Source organism: Sulfuricella denitrificans skB26, from assembly GCF_000297055.2.
GTDB classification, from domain to species: Bacteria; Pseudomonadota; Gammaproteobacteria; order Burkholderiales; family Sulfuricellaceae; genus Sulfuricella; species Sulfuricella denitrificans.
In genome coordinates this window covers 1,747,501-1,762,819 of the sequence record NC_022357.1, presented here as the reverse complement: position 1 = coordinate 1,762,819, position 15,319 = coordinate 1,747,501, and the positions used below count along the sequence as shown (strand labels likewise).

General features: G+C 54.3%; 14 protein-coding genes. 4 read left to right on the top strand and 10 right to left on the bottom strand.

Annotated elements, in window-relative coordinates; all coding sequences use genetic code 11:
* Nucleotides 1-179: 179 nt before the first annotated feature.
* From SCD_RS08605 to SCD_RS08595, 3 genes are all read right to left on the bottom strand, one after another.
* Nucleotides 180-599 carry a hypothetical protein gene (locus tag SCD_RS08605; protein WP_009204746.1) on the bottom strand — a complete coding sequence of 140 codons (420 nt, stop codon included), beginning with the start codon at nucleotides 597-599 and terminating at the stop codon, nucleotides 180-182.
* Nucleotides 596-1,450: an alpha/beta fold hydrolase gene (locus SCD_RS08600; RefSeq protein WP_009204745.1), complete on the bottom strand. Its 855-nt coding sequence runs from the start codon at nucleotides 1,448-1,450 to the stop codon at nucleotides 596-598. The genes SCD_RS08605 and SCD_RS08600 overlap by 4 nt, the downstream gene beginning before the upstream one ends.
* Nucleotides 1,451-1,523: 73 nt before the next feature.
* Nucleotides 1,524-3,050 (bottom strand): fumarate hydratase, encoded by a 1,527-nt coding sequence (locus tag SCD_RS08595; RefSeq protein ID WP_009204744.1) that lies wholly within the window; start codon nucleotides 3,048-3,050, stop codon nucleotides 1,524-1,526.
* A 71-nt stretch (nucleotides 3,051-3,121) separates the two neighbouring features.
* Here SCD_RS08595 and SCD_RS08590 point away from each other — a divergent pair, with 71 nt between their 5' ends.
* The 4 genes from SCD_RS08590 to SCD_RS08575 all read left to right on the top strand — a co-directional run bounded on the left by SCD_RS08590 (nucleotide 3,122) and on the right by SCD_RS08575 (nucleotide 6,252).
* Nucleotides 3,122-4,066, top strand: a complete 945-nt coding sequence (locus SCD_RS08590; protein ID WP_009204743.1) for an MBL fold metallo-hydrolase — start codon at nucleotides 3,122-3,124, stop codon at nucleotides 4,064-4,066.
* Nucleotides 4,067-4,166: 100 nt separating this feature from the next.
* Nucleotides 4,167-4,721, top strand: a complete 555-nt coding sequence (locus SCD_RS08585) for an HPF/RaiA family ribosome-associated protein (protein WP_009204742.1) — start codon at nucleotides 4,167-4,169, stop codon at nucleotides 4,719-4,721.
* Nucleotides 4,722-4,975: 254 nt separating this feature from the next.
* Nucleotides 4,976-5,398 (top strand): DNA-binding transcriptional response regulator, encoded by a 423-nt coding sequence (locus SCD_RS08580; RefSeq protein ID WP_023506911.1) that lies wholly within the window; start codon nucleotides 4,976-4,978, stop codon nucleotides 5,396-5,398.
* A gap of 119 nt (nucleotides 5,399-5,517) precedes the next feature.
* The gene (locus SCD_RS08575; protein WP_009204740.1) at nucleotides 5,518-6,252 is read left to right on the top strand and encodes a hypothetical protein; all 735 of its coding nucleotides are present in this window, start codon (nucleotides 5,518-5,520) and stop codon (nucleotides 6,250-6,252) included.
* Nucleotides 6,253-6,318: 66 nt separating this feature from the next.
* Here SCD_RS08575 and SCD_RS08570 read toward each other — a convergent pair whose 3' ends face one another.
* The 7 genes from SCD_RS08570 to sat form a co-directional block, all read right to left on the bottom strand.
* Entirely contained in the window at nucleotides 6,319-6,921 is a 603-nt protein-coding gene (locus SCD_RS08570; protein ID WP_009204739.1) for a peroxiredoxin, read from the bottom strand.
* Between the two features lie 93 nt (nucleotides 6,922-7,014).
* Nucleotides 7,015-9,126: a nitric oxide reductase activation protein NorD gene (locus SCD_RS08565; protein ID WP_009204738.1), complete on the bottom strand. Its 2,112-nt coding sequence runs from the start codon at nucleotides 9,124-9,126 to the stop codon at nucleotides 7,015-7,017.
* Nucleotides 9,127-9,129: 3 nt separating this feature from the next.
* Nucleotides 9,130-9,942 (bottom strand): CbbQ/NirQ/NorQ/GpvN family protein, encoded by an 813-nt coding sequence (locus tag SCD_RS08560; protein ID WP_009204737.1) that lies wholly within the window; start codon nucleotides 9,940-9,942, stop codon nucleotides 9,130-9,132.
* Nucleotides 9,943-9,951: 9 nt separating this feature from the next.
* Entirely contained in the window at nucleotides 9,952-10,863 is a 912-nt protein-coding gene (locus SCD_RS08555) for a YkgJ family cysteine cluster protein (protein ID WP_023506910.1), read from the bottom strand.
* Nucleotides 10,864-11,040: 177 nt separating this feature from the next.
* Nucleotides 11,041-13,062, bottom strand: a complete 2,022-nt coding sequence (aprA, locus tag SCD_RS08550; RefSeq protein WP_009204735.1) for an adenylyl-sulfate reductase subunit alpha — start codon at nucleotides 13,060-13,062, stop codon at nucleotides 11,041-11,043.
* A gap of 48 nt (nucleotides 13,063-13,110) precedes the next feature.
* Complete coding sequence (gene aprB / locus SCD_RS08545) at nucleotides 13,111-13,578, bottom strand: adenylyl-sulfate reductase subunit beta (RefSeq protein WP_041673408.1); 468 nt, start codon at nucleotides 13,576-13,578, stop codon at nucleotides 13,111-13,113.
* Nucleotides 13,579-13,657: 79 nt separating this feature from the next.
* The gene (gene sat / locus SCD_RS08540; protein WP_009204733.1) at nucleotides 13,658-14,866 is read right to left on the bottom strand and encodes a sulfate adenylyltransferase; all 1,209 of its coding nucleotides are present in this window, start codon (nucleotides 14,864-14,866) and stop codon (nucleotides 13,658-13,660) included.
* Between the last annotated feature and the right edge of the window lie 453 nt (nucleotides 14,867-15,319).

Genomic DNA, 15,319 nt, shown 5'->3' with positions numbered 1-15,319 from the left:
TATTGGGTGCTACTTTTTTGAGTTGATGACGATTCAGCAAGCACCATGTAGCTTGGATGCAGCGTAGTTGAATCCGTGGATTCCAATCCGACCCGATGTGCAATCGAGCAGCGCGGTTGGGCGAGAGGCGGGGCGGGCGGTGAACAGCTCTTCCTGGACAATCGCGCGATAGCGGCCACTTAATCCAGAGCAATCTGGTGGCTGATCAGCCAGTTCTTGTCGAGTTCCCATTTCACATCGGTTACGCCGGGCTGGGACAGGACGATCTGCCGCGCTTCTGACTGGATTTTCGCCAGTGCCTTTTCAGCCGCGACGAAATCCGGATTGTCCGGCGCCTTGCCTCTGAGCGCCGGGTCGATGGCCCCGATCATCCGATACACCGGCATGGCAGGAGAGCGGGGCGTGTTCATCACGGCGGCAGTGCCTTCCATCCGCAATACTTTGAAGGGGTAGGGGTATTTTTTTAGCTCCGGGCTGCCATTCGCCTGGATGGCCTGATTGAGGGCCTCTACTAGCGGGTCGCTGCGAAACACCGTCAAATAGAGGGTGGACACGGCAAGAATGGCTGCCAGGATGCTCAGGGTTATGCGGCTGTTCATGTTTTGCTCCGGTTCGAGTCGGTATTCATCAATTCGGCAATTAACTCCGGTTTCTGGAACGGCAGTGCGTGATCTGCGCCCTGTATCAGGTGGCAGGTCCAGTCGTTCCGGATTGCAGCAATCTCCCGGCAACGGCGGTAGATCTCGGGGTGGGAGCGCCCGCCGATGAAGCTGCTGACATTGGCTTGTGCAGCGATCAGGGCGGTACGATCAAGCTGTTTGGCGGCGTGGGATACACACTCAATGGCGCTGGCCAGCCCAGCCGGGCGGTGGGATAGACGTTCACGGATGATTTCCTCGTTCTTCGAGCCACGGATGCGCTGGGGAGAGATGGCATCGAGGAACAATTCCAGCCCTTCGCCTATGTTTTCCAGATCGCGTAGTCGCTTGGCGGCATGCAGGATCATCTCGTGCGAACGGGTCGATTCCTCATCATTCATTTTGACCAGCAGGGCGGGTTCGATCAGGTAGGTTTTACCCACCGCTGACGGGCGGGAGGCCTTGAGCAGCATGGCGATCATTCCGCCATAGGAGTAGCCGCCCAGATCGAATTCGCTCCAGGCCAGATGGTCGAGCAGGGCCGCGAGATCGGCCACGACTTCCTCGCCTTCGAAACCGTGTTCCTTGTGGTCGAGGTAGCGGGTCCTGCCGGTGCCGCGCAGGTCGGGAACCAGGATTTCGTTCCAGTGTTTTAAATGGGGCAGAATGGCGCCCCAGGTGATTTTGCCTGCTACGCCGCCGCCATGGAGCAGCAGCAGTCGGCGCGAGGGTGCGCTGTCGAAGCGGTAGAGGCGGTAGTAGACCTCCTGCGTCGGCAGGGTGAGGGTAGATTTGATGGCGGGTTCAAGCATGGCTTATTTACCGCAAAGGACGCCAGGTAACGCAAAGGAAAACAATTCAGGAAATCCTTTGCGTCCTTAGCGGTTAATCATGTTTTGCCAACGGGATCTTGCCGATTTTCATGCGCCATTCGGCTGGCCCGGTGTTGTGTACAGACGTGCCGTTGGCATCCACCGCCACGATGACCGGCATGTCCTTGACCTCGAATTCGTAGATCGCTTCCATGCCCAAGTCGGCGAAGGCCAGCACTCTGGAAGCCTTGATCGCCTTGGCCACGAGGTAGGCCGCACCGCCCACCGCCATCAGGTAAACCGCCTTGTGCTTCCTGATGCTTTCGATTGCAGCCGGGCCGCGCTCGGCTTTGCCTATCATGCCGATCAGGCCAGTTTTATCCAGCATCATGTCGGTGAACTTGTCCATGCGTGTCGCCGTTGTAGGGCCGGCCGGGCCGACTACTTCGTCGCGTACCGGGTCGACGGGGCCGACGTAGTAGATGAAGCGATTGTTGAAGTCCACGCCTTCAGGCAGCTTTTCCCCTTTGGCGAACAGGTCGGCGATGCGCTTGTGGGCGGCGTCACGCCCAGTGAGCAGCTTGCCCGACAGGAGCAGGGCTTCGCCCGGCTTCCAGCCGGCGAGCTCCTCGCGCGTGACGGTGTCGAGGTTGACGCGGCGTGCATCGGGAGCAGGCTGCCAGTCCACCTTCGGCCATTCGTCGAGATTGGGCGGGATCAGCACGGCCGGGCCGCTGCCGTCGAGGGTGAAGTGGATGTGGCGGGTGGCGGCGCAGTTTGGGATCATTCCCACCGGCAAACCGGCGGCATGGGTCGGGTACTCCCTGATCTTGATATCCACTACGGTGGTGAGGCCGCCCAAGCCCTGCGCACCGATGCCCAGCGCGTTCACTTTTTCAAATAATTCTAGTCGCAGTTCCTCCATCCGGTTTTGAGGTCCGCGCGCTTGCAGCTCGTGGATGTCGACTGGCTCCATCAAGGCTTCCTTGGCGAGCAGCATGGCTTTTTCCGCGGTGCCGCCGAGGCCGATGCCCAGGATTCCCGGCGGGCACCAGCCCGCGCCCATGGTGGGAACGGTTTTCAGCACCCAGTCGACGAGGCTGTCCGACGGGTTGAGAATGACGAACTTGGCTTTGTTCTCCGAGCCGCCGCCCTTGGCCGCGAGTGTGATTTCGACTTTGTCGCCGGGAACGATCTCGTAGTGGATCACCGCCGGGGTGTTGTCGCGGGTGTTCTTGCGCGTACCGGCAGGGTCGGCCACTACTGAGGCGCGCAACACGTTGTCCGGGTTCAGGTAGGCGCGGCGTACGCCTTCGTTAACCATGTCGGAGACGCTCATTTGCGATTCCCAACGCACTTCCATGCCGACCTTGATGAAGGCCACCACGATGCCGGTGTCCTGGCAGACCGGGCGGTGGCCTGTCGCGCTCATGCGCGAGTTGGTGAGGATCTGGGCGATAGCGTCCCTGGCGGCGGGGGAGGCCTCCCGTTCGTAGGCTTCACCCAGCGCCTTGATGTAATCGAGCGGGTGGTAGTAGGAAATGTATTGCAGTGCGTCGGCGACGCTGGCGATTAAGTCTTCTTGGCGGATGGTAGTCATGGTATTTTTACTCTCCAGATATAGAATTGTACTACCGTTAATTACATGTTTCATTGGAAGAGCGACTAAACATGACTGAAACCCTCCAGGATTACGATGACGGAATTGCCGCGATAGACGCTCAACACATCCGACCCGGCCTTGCCGCGATCCACTTACTGGTCGAAGGCGATAAGGCGGCTTTTATCGACACCGGGACAAATTGCTCGGTTCCCGGGGTGCTGGAGGCGATGCAGCGGAAAAACCTGCGCCCGGAAAATATCGCTTATGTGATCGTGACCCACGTCCACCTCGATCACGCGGGGGGTGCGGGCGAGATGATGCGCTTGTTTCCCGAGGCAATGCTGGTAGTGCATCCGCGCGGGGCGCGCCACATGATCGATCCGACTAAACTGGTGGCGGGCTCGGTCGCGGTTTACGGCAAGGAAAGTTTTCGCCGTGCCTATGGAGAAATCGTGCCGGTTTCAGCCAATCGTGTGATCGAGGCGTCGCATGGATTCACTCTGGATCTGAATGGCCGGAGGCTGTTGTTCCTCGATACGCCTGGCCATGCCCGCCATCATTTCTGTGTTTTTGATGAGCGCAGCAAGGGCGTTTTTACCGGTGACACTTTCGGGATTTCTTACCGTGAGTTTGATGTCGATGGGCGGGAATTTATCTTTCCTACGACCACCCCCGTGCAGTTCGAGCCTGAGGCAGCGCATGATTCCATAGATCTGATCATGTCACACCATCCCCGCGCTGCTTACCTGACCCACTATGGTCGAGTGACTCAATTGTCACGTCTCGCGGATGACCTTCACCGCACGCTGGACGATTTCGTGGATATTGCAGAGGGAGTACGTGACACCGGGGCGGTGCGCCATCAACGCTTGGTTGAAGGACTGGGGAACTATTTGCTGGAACGTCTTAATGCGCATGGGTGCAGGCTTAGTCATGATGAAGCCCTCACTTTGCTGGAGAACGATATCGAGCTCAATGCCCAAGGGTTGGCAGTCTGGATGGATAGGGGATAAAAGGTCGCTTGCCCATCGTTCTCCCTAAATGCTCTATATTGAAAACTGGAACCCATTTTTGCCCAAGGCGGCCCGTGTAAGAGATTAAATTTAAGGAGGTATGACCATGCAACGCCCAATCCAAATAGTCATGCGCGATATGCCTCATTCCGAGGCGGTGGAGGCTCATATCAGGGAGAAGGTGGAGAAGCTGGAGTTATTCAATTCCCGCATTGTTGGCTGCAAAATTACGCTCGAATTTGCGGGAAAACATAAACACCAAGGCAAGCTTTTTAATGTGCGGCTCGATATCTCTGTTCCTGGTGCGGAATTGGTGGTCAATCGCGACCTGCATGAAGACCTTTATGTGGCGTTGCGAGATACGTTCGATGCGGCAAGGCGTCAGTTGGAGGATTACGGGCGGCGTCAGCATGGCGATACTAAAATTCATGAATCACCGCGGCATGGACATATAGCCAGACTATTTCCGGAAGAGGGTTTTGGTTTCATCGACACACCGGATGGTGATGAACTTTATTTCAGCCGGGATAACGTAAGCCATCCTGATTTTGACAAACTCGAAGTCGGTAGCGAAGTGCAGTTTCTGGAGGAAGCTGCTGCCGAGGGATTGCAGGCGAAGCGTGTGAGCGTCGGCAAGCACCATTATCCGGAATGAGGCACAGTCGTTTAGTCGGAAAGGTTTAGGGAGCGCTTCGTGAGGCTCACGGATGCTATCGATAGCATCACGATAAATCAGCTGATTTTTTCCGGCTAGGGGATTCCACTAGTCAATCATCGTATTTCTCCCTATCGACTATTCGGGCATTGCCCGCCACACAATTATTCTTCCCCCGATGGGTTTTTTTAAATCCGGCATTAAACTTGAATTACTTATTCGAGGTAATGGGGATGTGTGTGGAAGGGGAGAAAATGAATTTCATGATTGTTAGTGATGATGTGTCAACATGCCTTTATTTAGAGATACTTGCCCATCAGGATGGTGTGAGCGCCAGGTATTTCACTGAGCCTTCAGTGGCATTGCAGGCCTATCAGAGCAACCCTGATCATTGGTCGCTGGTAATTGTCGATATGCTATCGCCACTGATAATAGAGTTTGCATTAGTTGACAAGATCAAAGCCGTTAAACTTGATACTCGGCTGGTGATTCTGGCTACACATGCCCCGGATGCGATCAAAAAAGTATTCAAGTGTGAATCCCTGTGCGGTTTGTGCCACGACTGTAACGATACAAGCAACCGCCATTGTTTTTTTCTGCATAAGCCATTTTATCGTGATTTTGATCGAGTCATTGAGATGGCGCTGGGAAAGGGCAGGGTCGGATTGGCGGCTTGATCCACCCGTAGGGTACTGGCTTTACGTTGGTCATGTATCGCGTCATCTTCTGTTAGTGAACTTTCTGCGGGAGTGGCAAACAGTTATACTGTGCATCACTTAAATAGCGCTTGCACAGGATGAACGCAAAAACCGCTTTGCTCCTTTCCTTCCTGGTTGTTTTTCTTACTGCCTGTGCTTCTGCACCTGTACCTGTACCGCTCCGGACAGAGGGTAAGAAACGTCCCCCGGTTTCATCCGACCTGAAGTTCTCCTCCTTTGTAAAAACCGATATCGATACGGTGGCCGAGATTCACCAGCAGGAAAGCTTCAGCCATCTACGCACGTTGATGGAAAAGCTCTATCGGCGTAACCCTCGCGAATGGAAGAAGGGTGGGCAGCTATCGATGGAAAGCGCGATTGCTCGGGCATTTGATGCAGGGCATGACTGGCGCTTTCCGGAATTGAATGGGAAACGTGGAGCCGATTGCTTCTATCTTGCCTTCCAGGAAAACTATCAGGGGGACCGGGTGCTGGCTTTTATTGCGGGCATGGCAACCATGATCATGGCCTCCTACAATGAAAAGACTGAACTTTATGTCCTCGACGAACTCGATCCGCAGAAACTTTACAATAGTGCGCGTAATGTCGAGATCGCTGTCTGGAAGCTGAGTGGCACGCGTGATAGTCGGGGTGAGTTGTTTCTGCTCAGCAATGCAAACGATGCAAGCAACCGCAATATGAGCTTCGAGCGGGAATTCGGCAAGCTGATCGCGCAGCAGGACACTCTGGCCAGAATCATCGCAGAAAAGACCAACCGCACCATCGTACGTGCTATTCAGAGTGTGGCCAGTGCGGTTTTTCTTCCTATTTAAACGTACAAATAGAAAAAGGGGGCAATGCCCCCTTTTTCTATTTCTTACTTTGGTTTGCTTGCTGGATTACAGCTCGCCAGCGTGCTTGGCCAGGTAATCGGCAACACCTTTGGTATCGGCTTTCATGCCGGCCTTGCCTTTGCTCCAGCCTGCTGGGCAGACTTCGCCATGCTCTTCGGTGAATTGCAGTGCATCGATCATGCGCAACATTTCATCGATGTTACGGCCCAGTGGCAGGTCATTGACCACCTGATGACGGACCACGCCGTTTTTGTCGATCAGGAAAGAGCCACGGTAGGCTACGCCAGCATCAGCTTCCACATCATAAGCTTTGCAGATTTCGTGCTTGATATCGGCTACCAGAGGGTAGGCAACTTTGCCAATGCCACCGTTGTTGATGGCAGTGTTTTTCCACGCCAAGTGGGTGAAATGGGAGTCGATGGACACACCGATGACTTCGACGCCACGGTTCTTGAATTCGTCCAGGCGATGGTCAAAGGCGATCAGTTCGGATGGGCATACGAATGTGAAGTCCAAGGGGTAAAAGAAGATTACAGCGTACTTGCCCTTGATGTGGGACTTCAGATTGAAACCTTCTTCAATGCTGTTGTTACCCATTACGGTGGCGGCGGTAAAATCTGGTGCGGCTTTGCCTACGAGAACGGCCATGCTTAGTCTCCTTGATTGGTGGTGTTAGGTTTAGAATATGTCTAAATATTGCACTAGTTTTTATTCGCTGTCAAATGAATTGATACGACAGACTTAACGCGTCAATCGTCGATAAATGTCAGTTACTTTAAGTGGAAGCTCTTTCACGTCAGCAATAACAGTGTAGTTCACTGCGCCGTACATATGGGGTAGGTAGTCTCGCCCTTCGGTATCTATTGTTATGCAGAACGGGTGGATGCCGCTACGCTTGGCTTCGATCAGTGCCATGCGGGTGTCCTCGATGCCGTATTGGCCACGATAGCCGTCATGGTAGTCGTCCGGTTTTCCATCCGAGAGCGTGATTAGGAGCTTGGTGCGTGCATCGACTTCATTGAGAATGGTGGAGAGATGGCGGATTGCGACACCCATGCGGGTGTATTCCTGCGGGGAGATGCCTGCGATGCGCCGTTGCACCATTTCTCCGTAGGGTTCGTCAAAGCTTTTGACGCGGAATATTTCGCAGCGTTTGCGGGTGATGCCGGAAAAGCCATAGATGGCGTAGCGGTCGCCCAGTAGTTCCAGCGTTTCGCATAGCAGGATCAGGGATTCGCGTTCCGCGTCATTGATCCAGCCTTTGGTCGAACCGCTCATGTCCACCATAAACATGACCGCAATGTTGCGCTCGCTGCGGTGCATGCGCATGAACAGACGTTCACTCATTTCGCTACCGTCGCGGGCATCAGCCAATGCCTCGATCAAGGCATCAATATCCACTTCATCGCCAGACGGTTCGCGCTTCAGTAACCGATTTTCGTCGCGCATTGCCTCGAAGGTGCGGCGCAAGTGTTTGACCAGGCCGCTGTGTTTATCCAGTGTCTGCTGCAAAAATCCATCATTCAGCGGTTTCACCTCCTTCTCGCGCAGCACGCACCAGTTCTTGCGGTAGTGCTGCCGGCCAAAATCCCACTCCGGGTAAAGGCTTGCCCCTTCCTCATGGTAGGTGCCCTGCCATACCGTATCAGGGTCCTGGGTTTTGTCCTCAAACAGGGATGTGTCGTATTCGCCTGGTCCTGCTGGAACCAGATATTCGGGAGGGATTTCGCCCAGATCGAGAAAAATTGAGGTGAGTAGCTGGTTCACACCTTCAGGCGGTGCAATCGGCGCATCATCCAGAGTAATTTCCATGCGAGGCAAATCACTGCGGTCGTCTGCTGCTATCTGCTTAACGTCGAAACTCGGAGCGTCGGAGCGGATTTCGATGGTTTGCTTTTCAAACTCCATCGCCAATTTAACTCGCAGCAGAATTTTTTCCCGTTCTATCCGTGCCGCAATACTGGCGGCCACGGCATCGAGCCGCAACTCACCCTGGTAGCAGACAGCATCGGGCGTTGCGCCAGGATAAACCCTCTCCAGAAGGCGGAGGCTGTCGGCCACGCTGGCTTCCGGTCGGGCGAGATCGGCTGCATAGTGTTCCCAGCCAGCCGGCTGGCTCACGCCAGTCTCGGTTTTGAGGCGTTGCATTTCCCGGTACAGGCCAGGAAGCTCGCGGCCGATACAGGCTTCTAGGCGCAGGGTTTCCAGGGCGTGAAACTGCTTCAGCGCTTTGTCGCTATCCGGGTAGGGTTTTAGTGCTTCGGTCAGGTTGATGCGGAAGGTGCCGTAACGGGTCTGTGCCCATAGCAGAGCCACCATGGCCTTGCACAGCTTGAAGTTATCCGCCGCCTCTCGCATCTGGGCGACCACGGCAGGCAGAAACAGGGTTTCGCTGTCAGTATAGGCCGCTTCACCTTTTTCCAGCTTGAGATGGCGCCCCGAAAGCCCGCGCACGAAAGTCAGCAGAATACCGCCAACCTCTTCGAATAGTGCGCCTGCGGCATGTTCGTGACTGAGTTGGGCGAAGTTGTCCAGCTCGTTGATTACCTTGAAAGCGGGGCTTGATCCGGCTCGGTCATAGGTGTCCATGGCATGCAATGCCCAGGCTTCGATCATGCGCCGGTCCATGTGAGCGAGCTGGCTAATGGCACGGAGGGCGAATTGGTGCGCGATCTGGATGTTGGTGGTGGCAATGCGCCTTACCCAGCCAAGCAGGAAGTCCTGATCTTCACGAGGCAGGGATACAATCGAGGAGGCCAGATCTTCTACCTGAATAAAGGTAAATTCCACCTCCAGCCACTGTTCCAGAGCCTGTCTGATCTGTTCGGCCGATAACGGGTGGTTATCCGCCATGTGCTAGAAAAGCGAAGTAGAAAGTTCTCGAACTGCTGCCAGCATTTCAGCATCGTCGGTAATTGCCTGGGCAATGGCGCTGCGACAGGCGGCAATCGGTTCCACGCCGGAAGCGATGAGCTTACCTGCATGCACCAGAAGGCGGGTGCTGGCGCCTTCATCCAGGCCGCTGCCTTTGAGATTACGGGTCATGTGAGCGAATTTGACCAGCTTTTCAGCCAGTGCGGTGTCTACGCCGGACTCCTTGGCAACAATCTTGCGTTCCAGGTCTGCACTGGGGTAATCGAATTCCAGGGCAACAAAACGTTGCCGGGTGCTTTGCTTGAGATCCTTGAGTACGCTCTGGTAGCCAGGGTTGTAAGAAATCGCCAGGCAGAAGTCGTCGTTGGCCTGCAACAGGGTGCCCAGTTTTTCCATCGGCAGTACGCGGCGGTCATCGGCGAGGGGATGGATCACCACAATGGCATCCTTCCGCGCTTCCACGATTTCATCCAGATAGCAGATTGCTCCGGCTCGCACGGCGCGGGCGAGCGGACCATCTACCCATACCGTCTCCCCACCCTTGATCAGAAAGCGTCCGACCAGGTCGGAGGCGGTCAGGTCATCATGACAGGAAACCGTAATCAGGGGGCGCTTCAGCCTCCATGCCATGTATTCCATGAAACGAGTCTTGCCGCACCCGGTCGGTCCCTTGAGCAATACGGGTAGCTTATTTTGATATGCGGCCTCAAAAATGGCGATTTCGTCGCCGGTGGCCTCGTAATAAGGCTCCGATTCGACGTAATATTCTTCACTGGTCAGGGCGCGAGATTGCACGTGATAGCCTCAGTCGCAACCGCACTCAGGGTGGTCGTAAGGTGAGTCTGGAGTAATTTCTGGTGCCGGTTCGCTGGATATAAGGCCCGCTGCCTCACGTTCCTGTTTTTTTGCCAGGCGTTTGTCAAAGGCATCGGCTTTCACGGCAATACTTTCTTCGCTGAACATGACCTGCCGGAGAAAACGGAAGCCAAATTGCATGAGTTCAATTTCGTCCTCGGCAAGCGTTTTTTTGAGGTCGTCAGATAAGTCATACACTTCGTTGAATGAATCGCTGAAGACGAAATCGCGGAAACGATCGAGATCGTAGCAGGCCATGAAAAACAGTTGCAGGCTTCGCTTGGATGGCGCTCCGACGGTCGGGCCGGAAGATTTCTTCTTCAGGATCAGTTGGCGCCAGCCGCGGCCTTGTTCGTCATAGTCTTCCAGGCCTTGCTCGTGGCGGTATTCGTCGATAGTCAGGGAACGATCTTCTTTATGCCCAAAGCAGTGGGCTTCTTCAACCAAGGCGTAGGAATGTGTGTCGGTGTTCTCGTTCTGCTTACGCATCGAGACTAGAGCTACGGGGTAGTAGCGGCAGGCAGTGGGACGGTCTTCATAGACGCTGCATCCCTCGTCAGTCATGAACTGACATGCTGTTCCACCATCTACGGGCTTGAATTTGACGCCGGCGATGCTGTCCTTGTCCATTTCGTAGGGTTCGGTGAAGCCCAGCAGGAATTCGCCAGAAGTCAGATCCAGTCGGCGCTTCAGGCGCAGGATGTCGTAGGGGGTGAGGGTGATGTCGATATTCTTGCAGCAGGCGTTGAAGCAAGCGATTTCCTTATGGCAACGAAACTGGATCACCTTCGAGCCATCGTATGAGGTTGGTATAACCGGGCTGGGGACAAAGGGGGATTCATTGATAATATTTTCCATCATTCTTACCTCATTGGTGCTCTGCAAAAAAAAATTAGACTCTGCCATGTGCGCAGAGTTGCATGAAACTAATTATCTTGCCGTCCATGATGCCAAAACGGTTTTAACGGTCTTACAGAATGAAAAACCGGGCGCCGTGAGGCGCCCGGTTTTAGTTTGCTACAGCTATTCGCAACTACCTTAGTGAGCGGCAGGCTTGAACAGCTTGGATTTGTCGACGATATCGACATGCTTACGCTTGAACACAGTCCACTTGTGGGTGGTTTTGTCGTAGACGGAGTTTACGAAACACTTCCAGTTTTCCTCATCGACAAAGTTTTTGTCCATGCGGTAGTAGAAGCCCGGGTAACGGGATTCTTCGCGGAACTGGATGTGCTTCATGTGGGCTTCAGCCGTCAGGATGCGATGGTAGTTTTCCCATGCACGCAACAGTTCGTGCAGGTCTTTCGCACGCATCTTCATTGCGTCTTCCTTCAGCATGCCCAGCTTCTCTTCAGCAACGGCCAGCATTTTGTCGTTGGTCGTGTAGTAGGTGGCAACGCCAGCAACGTACTCGTCCATGATCTTTTGCAGGCGGAATTGAAGCATTTTCGGCGTGATGTAGTTAGGGTTCACGTCGATAGCTGTTGAGTAATCCTTGTGCTCCAGGAAGTTACGCACAGGCTGGTAGATTTGCGCGACTAGTTCGTCGGCAGAGGTATCCAGTTCTGGTTTCCAGTCCTTGTTGTCGATGCAGTACTTGACCATCGATTTGGCGCACATACGGCCTTCAGCGTGTGAGCCGGAGGAGAATTTGTGGCCGGATGCGCCCACGCCGTCGCCGGCGGTGAACAGACCCTTGACGGTGGTCATGGAGCGGTAGCCCCAGTTCCAGCCGCTTGGCAGGTGAGCTGGAATCTTGCCAGCGTCTGCGTGATCTTCGGAGGTCGGTGCGCCGACATCTTCAGGACCGGATACCCAGATACCGCAGCAACCGGAGTGGGAGCCGAGCAGGTAGGGTTCGGTGGGCATCAATTCGGAATTCTTCTTCTCCGGTTCGATGTTCTCACCCACCCAGACGCCGCACTGGCCGATACACATGTCAAGGAAGTCTTCCCAGGCTTCTGCTTCCAGATGCTTTACTTCGCGTGGGGACAGGGTCTCACGCAGTTTTGCAAGGGCGGACACGGTGTCCATGTAAATCGGGCCGCGACCTTCCTTCATCTCATGCAGCATCAGGTGGTTACGCAGGCAGGAGGCGGGAACGGCTGCTTGGCCATAAGGCGGGTAGTCGTTCAGCATCTCTTTGTTACGAACCATGTAGACTTCGCCATTGGCGTTGACGGCTTGGGCCTTGAACAGCAGGAACCAGGCGCCAACCGGGCCGTAACCGTCTTTGAAACGGGCAGGCACGAAACGGTTTTCCATCATGGTCAGCTCTGCGCCAGCTTCGGCGGCCATGGAGTAGGTGGAACCAGAGTTCCAGACCGGATACCAAGCACGACCTTGGCCTTCACCAACGGAACGGGGGCGGAACAGGTTCACGCAACCGCCGGCAGCCAGCAGGCAGGCCTTGAACTTGTACACAATGACTTTGTGGTCGCGTGTGGAGAAACCAACAGCACCAGCGATGCGCTTAGGATCGTTCTTGTCGTTCACCAGCTTGACGATGAAGATACGTTCCTGAATGCGATCCATGCCGAGGGCTTTTTTGGCGGCTTCAGCAACGATCCACTTGTAGGATTCGCCGTTGATCATGATCTGCCATTTGCCGGAACGAACAGGCTTGCCGCCGTCTTTCAGCTTGGGCATGTCAACGGAGCCGTCATGACGCTCGCCGTTTTCGTCCAGCTTCCAGATTGGCAGGCCCCATTCTTCGAACAGGTGGACGGATTCATCAACAACGCGGCCCAGATCGTAGGCCAAGTCGTCGCGGGTGATACCCATCAGGTCGTTGGACACCATACGGGCGTAATCCGCAGGATCCTGCGTATCACCGATGTAGGTGTTGATTGCGGACAGACCTTGAGCCACGGCGCCGGAGCGATCCATGGCCGCTTTGTCGACCAGCTTGATTTTCAGATCAATACCGGACTCAGCCTTGGCGGCGTCAGCCCAGCGCATGATTTCGTAAGCGGCGCCGCAGCAGGCCATACCGCCACCAATCAGAAGAATGTCAACTTCTTCTTGAATTACTTCAGGATTTCCAAAAGTTCCAGACATTGCATTTACCTTTCAATGTTCGTTATATCAATTACCGTTTTGCTGATCTTACTTGCGGATCAGTTCAGCGGGGTTGCCAGCGCGGAAGCCATTCATTTGGTTGAAGAAACCAGCCTTGGTGATGTTCGCCATGACCGCCTCAGGCTTGCCGCCGTAGCAATCAATGGAGCCTTCCGGGGTGGTACGGATTGGGAATTTGAAACGCTTCATGCTGCCATTACGGAATTTGATGGTCCACATGATGGAGTCAGTACCGCGCAATGGTTGCACGGAGCCGCCCAGAGGAACCATATCGGCGTAGTGACGGACTTCGATCGCATTTTGTGGGCAAATCTTCACGCAGGAGTAGCACTCCCAGCACTGTTCCGGTTCCTGGTTGAACGCCTTCATGGCGTGACCGGTTTCGGAACCATCTTTATCCAGCTTCATCAGATCGTGGGGGCAAATATACATGCAAGCAGTTTTGTCCTGACCTTTGCAGCCATCACATTTTTCTGTACGTACAAATGTTGGCATTGCTTCTACTCCTCGTAGTTATCACAGTACTACTATTAACAAAGGCCAGTTACTTGCGTAACCGGCCAACCATAAAAAACTATTTTGCGGAATGGCCTTTCAGCTCAACCTTGACATTCTCTTCAGCACTCAGGCCTGCGTAGTACTTCTGCAACACCTTGGCGACTTCGGGGCGGCTGAATTCGACCGGCAGGTCTTGGCCTTCAGAAAGCATTGAGCGCACTTTTGTGCCAGACAACAGAATGCGGTCGTCCTTGGTGTGAGGACAGGTGCGTTGCGAGGCCATGCCGCCACACTTGTTGCACCAGAAGGTCCAGTCGATATTCATATTCAAGGTTTCGAGTGAACCCTTGGGAATTTCGTCGAAAATCTTCTGGGCGTCGAAGGGGCCGTAGTAATCGCCCACGCCAGCGTGGTCACGACCGACGATCAAATGCGAGCAGCCATAATTCTGGCGGAACAGGGCGTGCAACAGCGCTTCGCGTGGGCCTGCATAGCGCATGTCCAGCGGGTAGCCGGCCTGGATCACGGTGTTGGGGGCAAAGTAGTTGTCAACCAGGGTGCTGATGGCTTCGGAGCGGACATCGGCGGGTATGTCACCCGGCTTCAGCGCGCCCAGCAGTGAGTGGACCAGCACGCCGTCCATGGTTTCGATGGCGATCTTGGCCAGGTACTCGTGCGAGCGGTGCATCGGGTTGCGGGTCTGGAAGGCGGCGATCTTGGACCAGCCCATTTGTTCAAACTTGGCACGGGTCTCGGCGGGAGTCATGAACTGGTCGCCGTACTTTTCTTTGAAGCCGCCGGTGGACAATACCTTGACCGAGCCGGCCAGGTTGTATTTGCCCTGAGCCATTACCATCTTGACCCCAGGGTGCTCCATGTCAGTGGTCTTGTAGACCTCCATGCATTCATGTGCTTTGTCGATGGTGTACTTCTCGGTCACTTTCATGGTACCCATGATCTCGCCGCTTTCACCGTCCACCAGGGCGACATCGTCGCCAACCTTGACGTTCTCGTCGTCGGTCGACAAGGTAACAGGAATGGGCCAAAACAGGCCATTGGCCATTTTGTAGCCATCACATACACCCTGCCAGTCAGCATGTGTCATGAAGCCATCGAGAGGCGTGAAGCCTCCGATGCCTAACATTATAAGATCGCCTGTTCCGCGTGAACTCATGCGCACCTTAGGCATTGCCTGGGCGCGTGCTAGCTCCTGCTTCAAAGTCTCGCCACTTAATAGCAGTGGTTTGAGTTCTCCTCCGCCATGCGGTCTTACAAGTTTAGACATGATTTATATTCTCCATTTTAAGTAGCAACACTTGTTAAGTCGTCGAAGAATAGCATGGATGCAAAAAGGGGGTTATCCATTCTTTTTATTGTTATATAAGAAATTTCGATAATTTTGTCCGGTTAGCTTTTGCTTGATTTCGTTGCCTACATTGGTTGTGCCGCGTTTAGGTCTAATTTCAGATATTTTGTAGTTTGGCGCTTGGTTTAGCGCTCCGGTCGACGTGTTGAGACTATAAATATGCACGATATGGACGGTCATCCAGATATGCGCTGAAAATATGCGACCGTTCAGATGTGGAAACGCAAGCTTTAAGCGTTAAATATAGAGCATATTTCAATAAAGTGGAATGGGTTGCGGAAGTCGATTCCATGGCAATATGGCCTGACATGATAGTGTTTTATTTATTCATCAACGGGTTGGGTTGCACTGGCGTGCTGGTTTTAATAAGGA

What these genes read in the sequence shown, in the direction of transcription:
- SCD_RS08565 (WP_009204738.1), bottom strand. Translation starts at nt 9,126, where the DNA reads ATGGCGGATAACCACCCGTTATCGGCCGAACAGATCAGACAGGCTCTG.
- SCD_RS08600 (WP_009204745.1), bottom strand. Translation starts at nt 1,450, where the DNA reads ATGCTTGAACCCGCCATCAAATCTACCCTCACCCTGCCGACGCAGGAG.
- SCD_RS08580 (WP_023506911.1), top strand. Translation starts at nt 4,976, where the DNA reads ATGAATTTCATGATTGTTAGTGATGATGTGTCAACATGCCTTTATTTA.
- SCD_RS08585 (WP_009204742.1), top strand. Translation starts at nt 4,167, where the DNA reads ATGACCATGCAACGCCCAATCCAAATAGTCATGCGCGATATGCCTCAT.
- aprA (WP_009204735.1), bottom strand. Translation starts at nt 13,062, where the DNA reads ATGTCTGGAACTTTTGGAAATCCTGAAGTAATTCAAGAAGAAGTTGAC.
- SCD_RS08595 (WP_009204744.1), bottom strand. Translation starts at nt 3,050, where the DNA reads ATGACTACCATCCGCCAAGAAGACTTAATCGCCAGCGTCGCCGACGCA.
- SCD_RS08590 (WP_009204743.1), top strand. Translation starts at nt 3,122, where the DNA reads ATGACTGAAACCCTCCAGGATTACGATGACGGAATTGCCGCGATAGAC.
- SCD_RS08555 (WP_023506910.1), bottom strand. Translation starts at nt 10,863, where the DNA reads ATGATGGAAAATATTATCAATGAATCCCCCTTTGTCCCCAGCCCGGTT.
- SCD_RS08575 (WP_009204740.1), top strand. Translation starts at nt 5,518, where the DNA reads ATGAACGCAAAAACCGCTTTGCTCCTTTCCTTCCTGGTTGTTTTTCTT.
- aprB (WP_041673408.1), bottom strand. Translation starts at nt 13,578, where the DNA reads ATGCCAACATTTGTACGTACAGAAAAATGTGATGGCTGCAAAGGTCAG.
- SCD_RS08570 (WP_009204739.1), bottom strand. Translation starts at nt 6,921, where the DNA reads ATGGCCGTTCTCGTAGGCAAAGCCGCACCAGATTTTACCGCCGCCACC.
- sat (WP_009204733.1), bottom strand. Translation starts at nt 14,866, where the DNA reads ATGTCTAAACTTGTAAGACCGCATGGCGGAGGAGAACTCAAACCACTG.
- SCD_RS08605 (WP_009204746.1), bottom strand. Translation starts at nt 599, where the DNA reads ATGAACAGCCGCATAACCCTGAGCATCCTGGCAGCCATTCTTGCCGTG.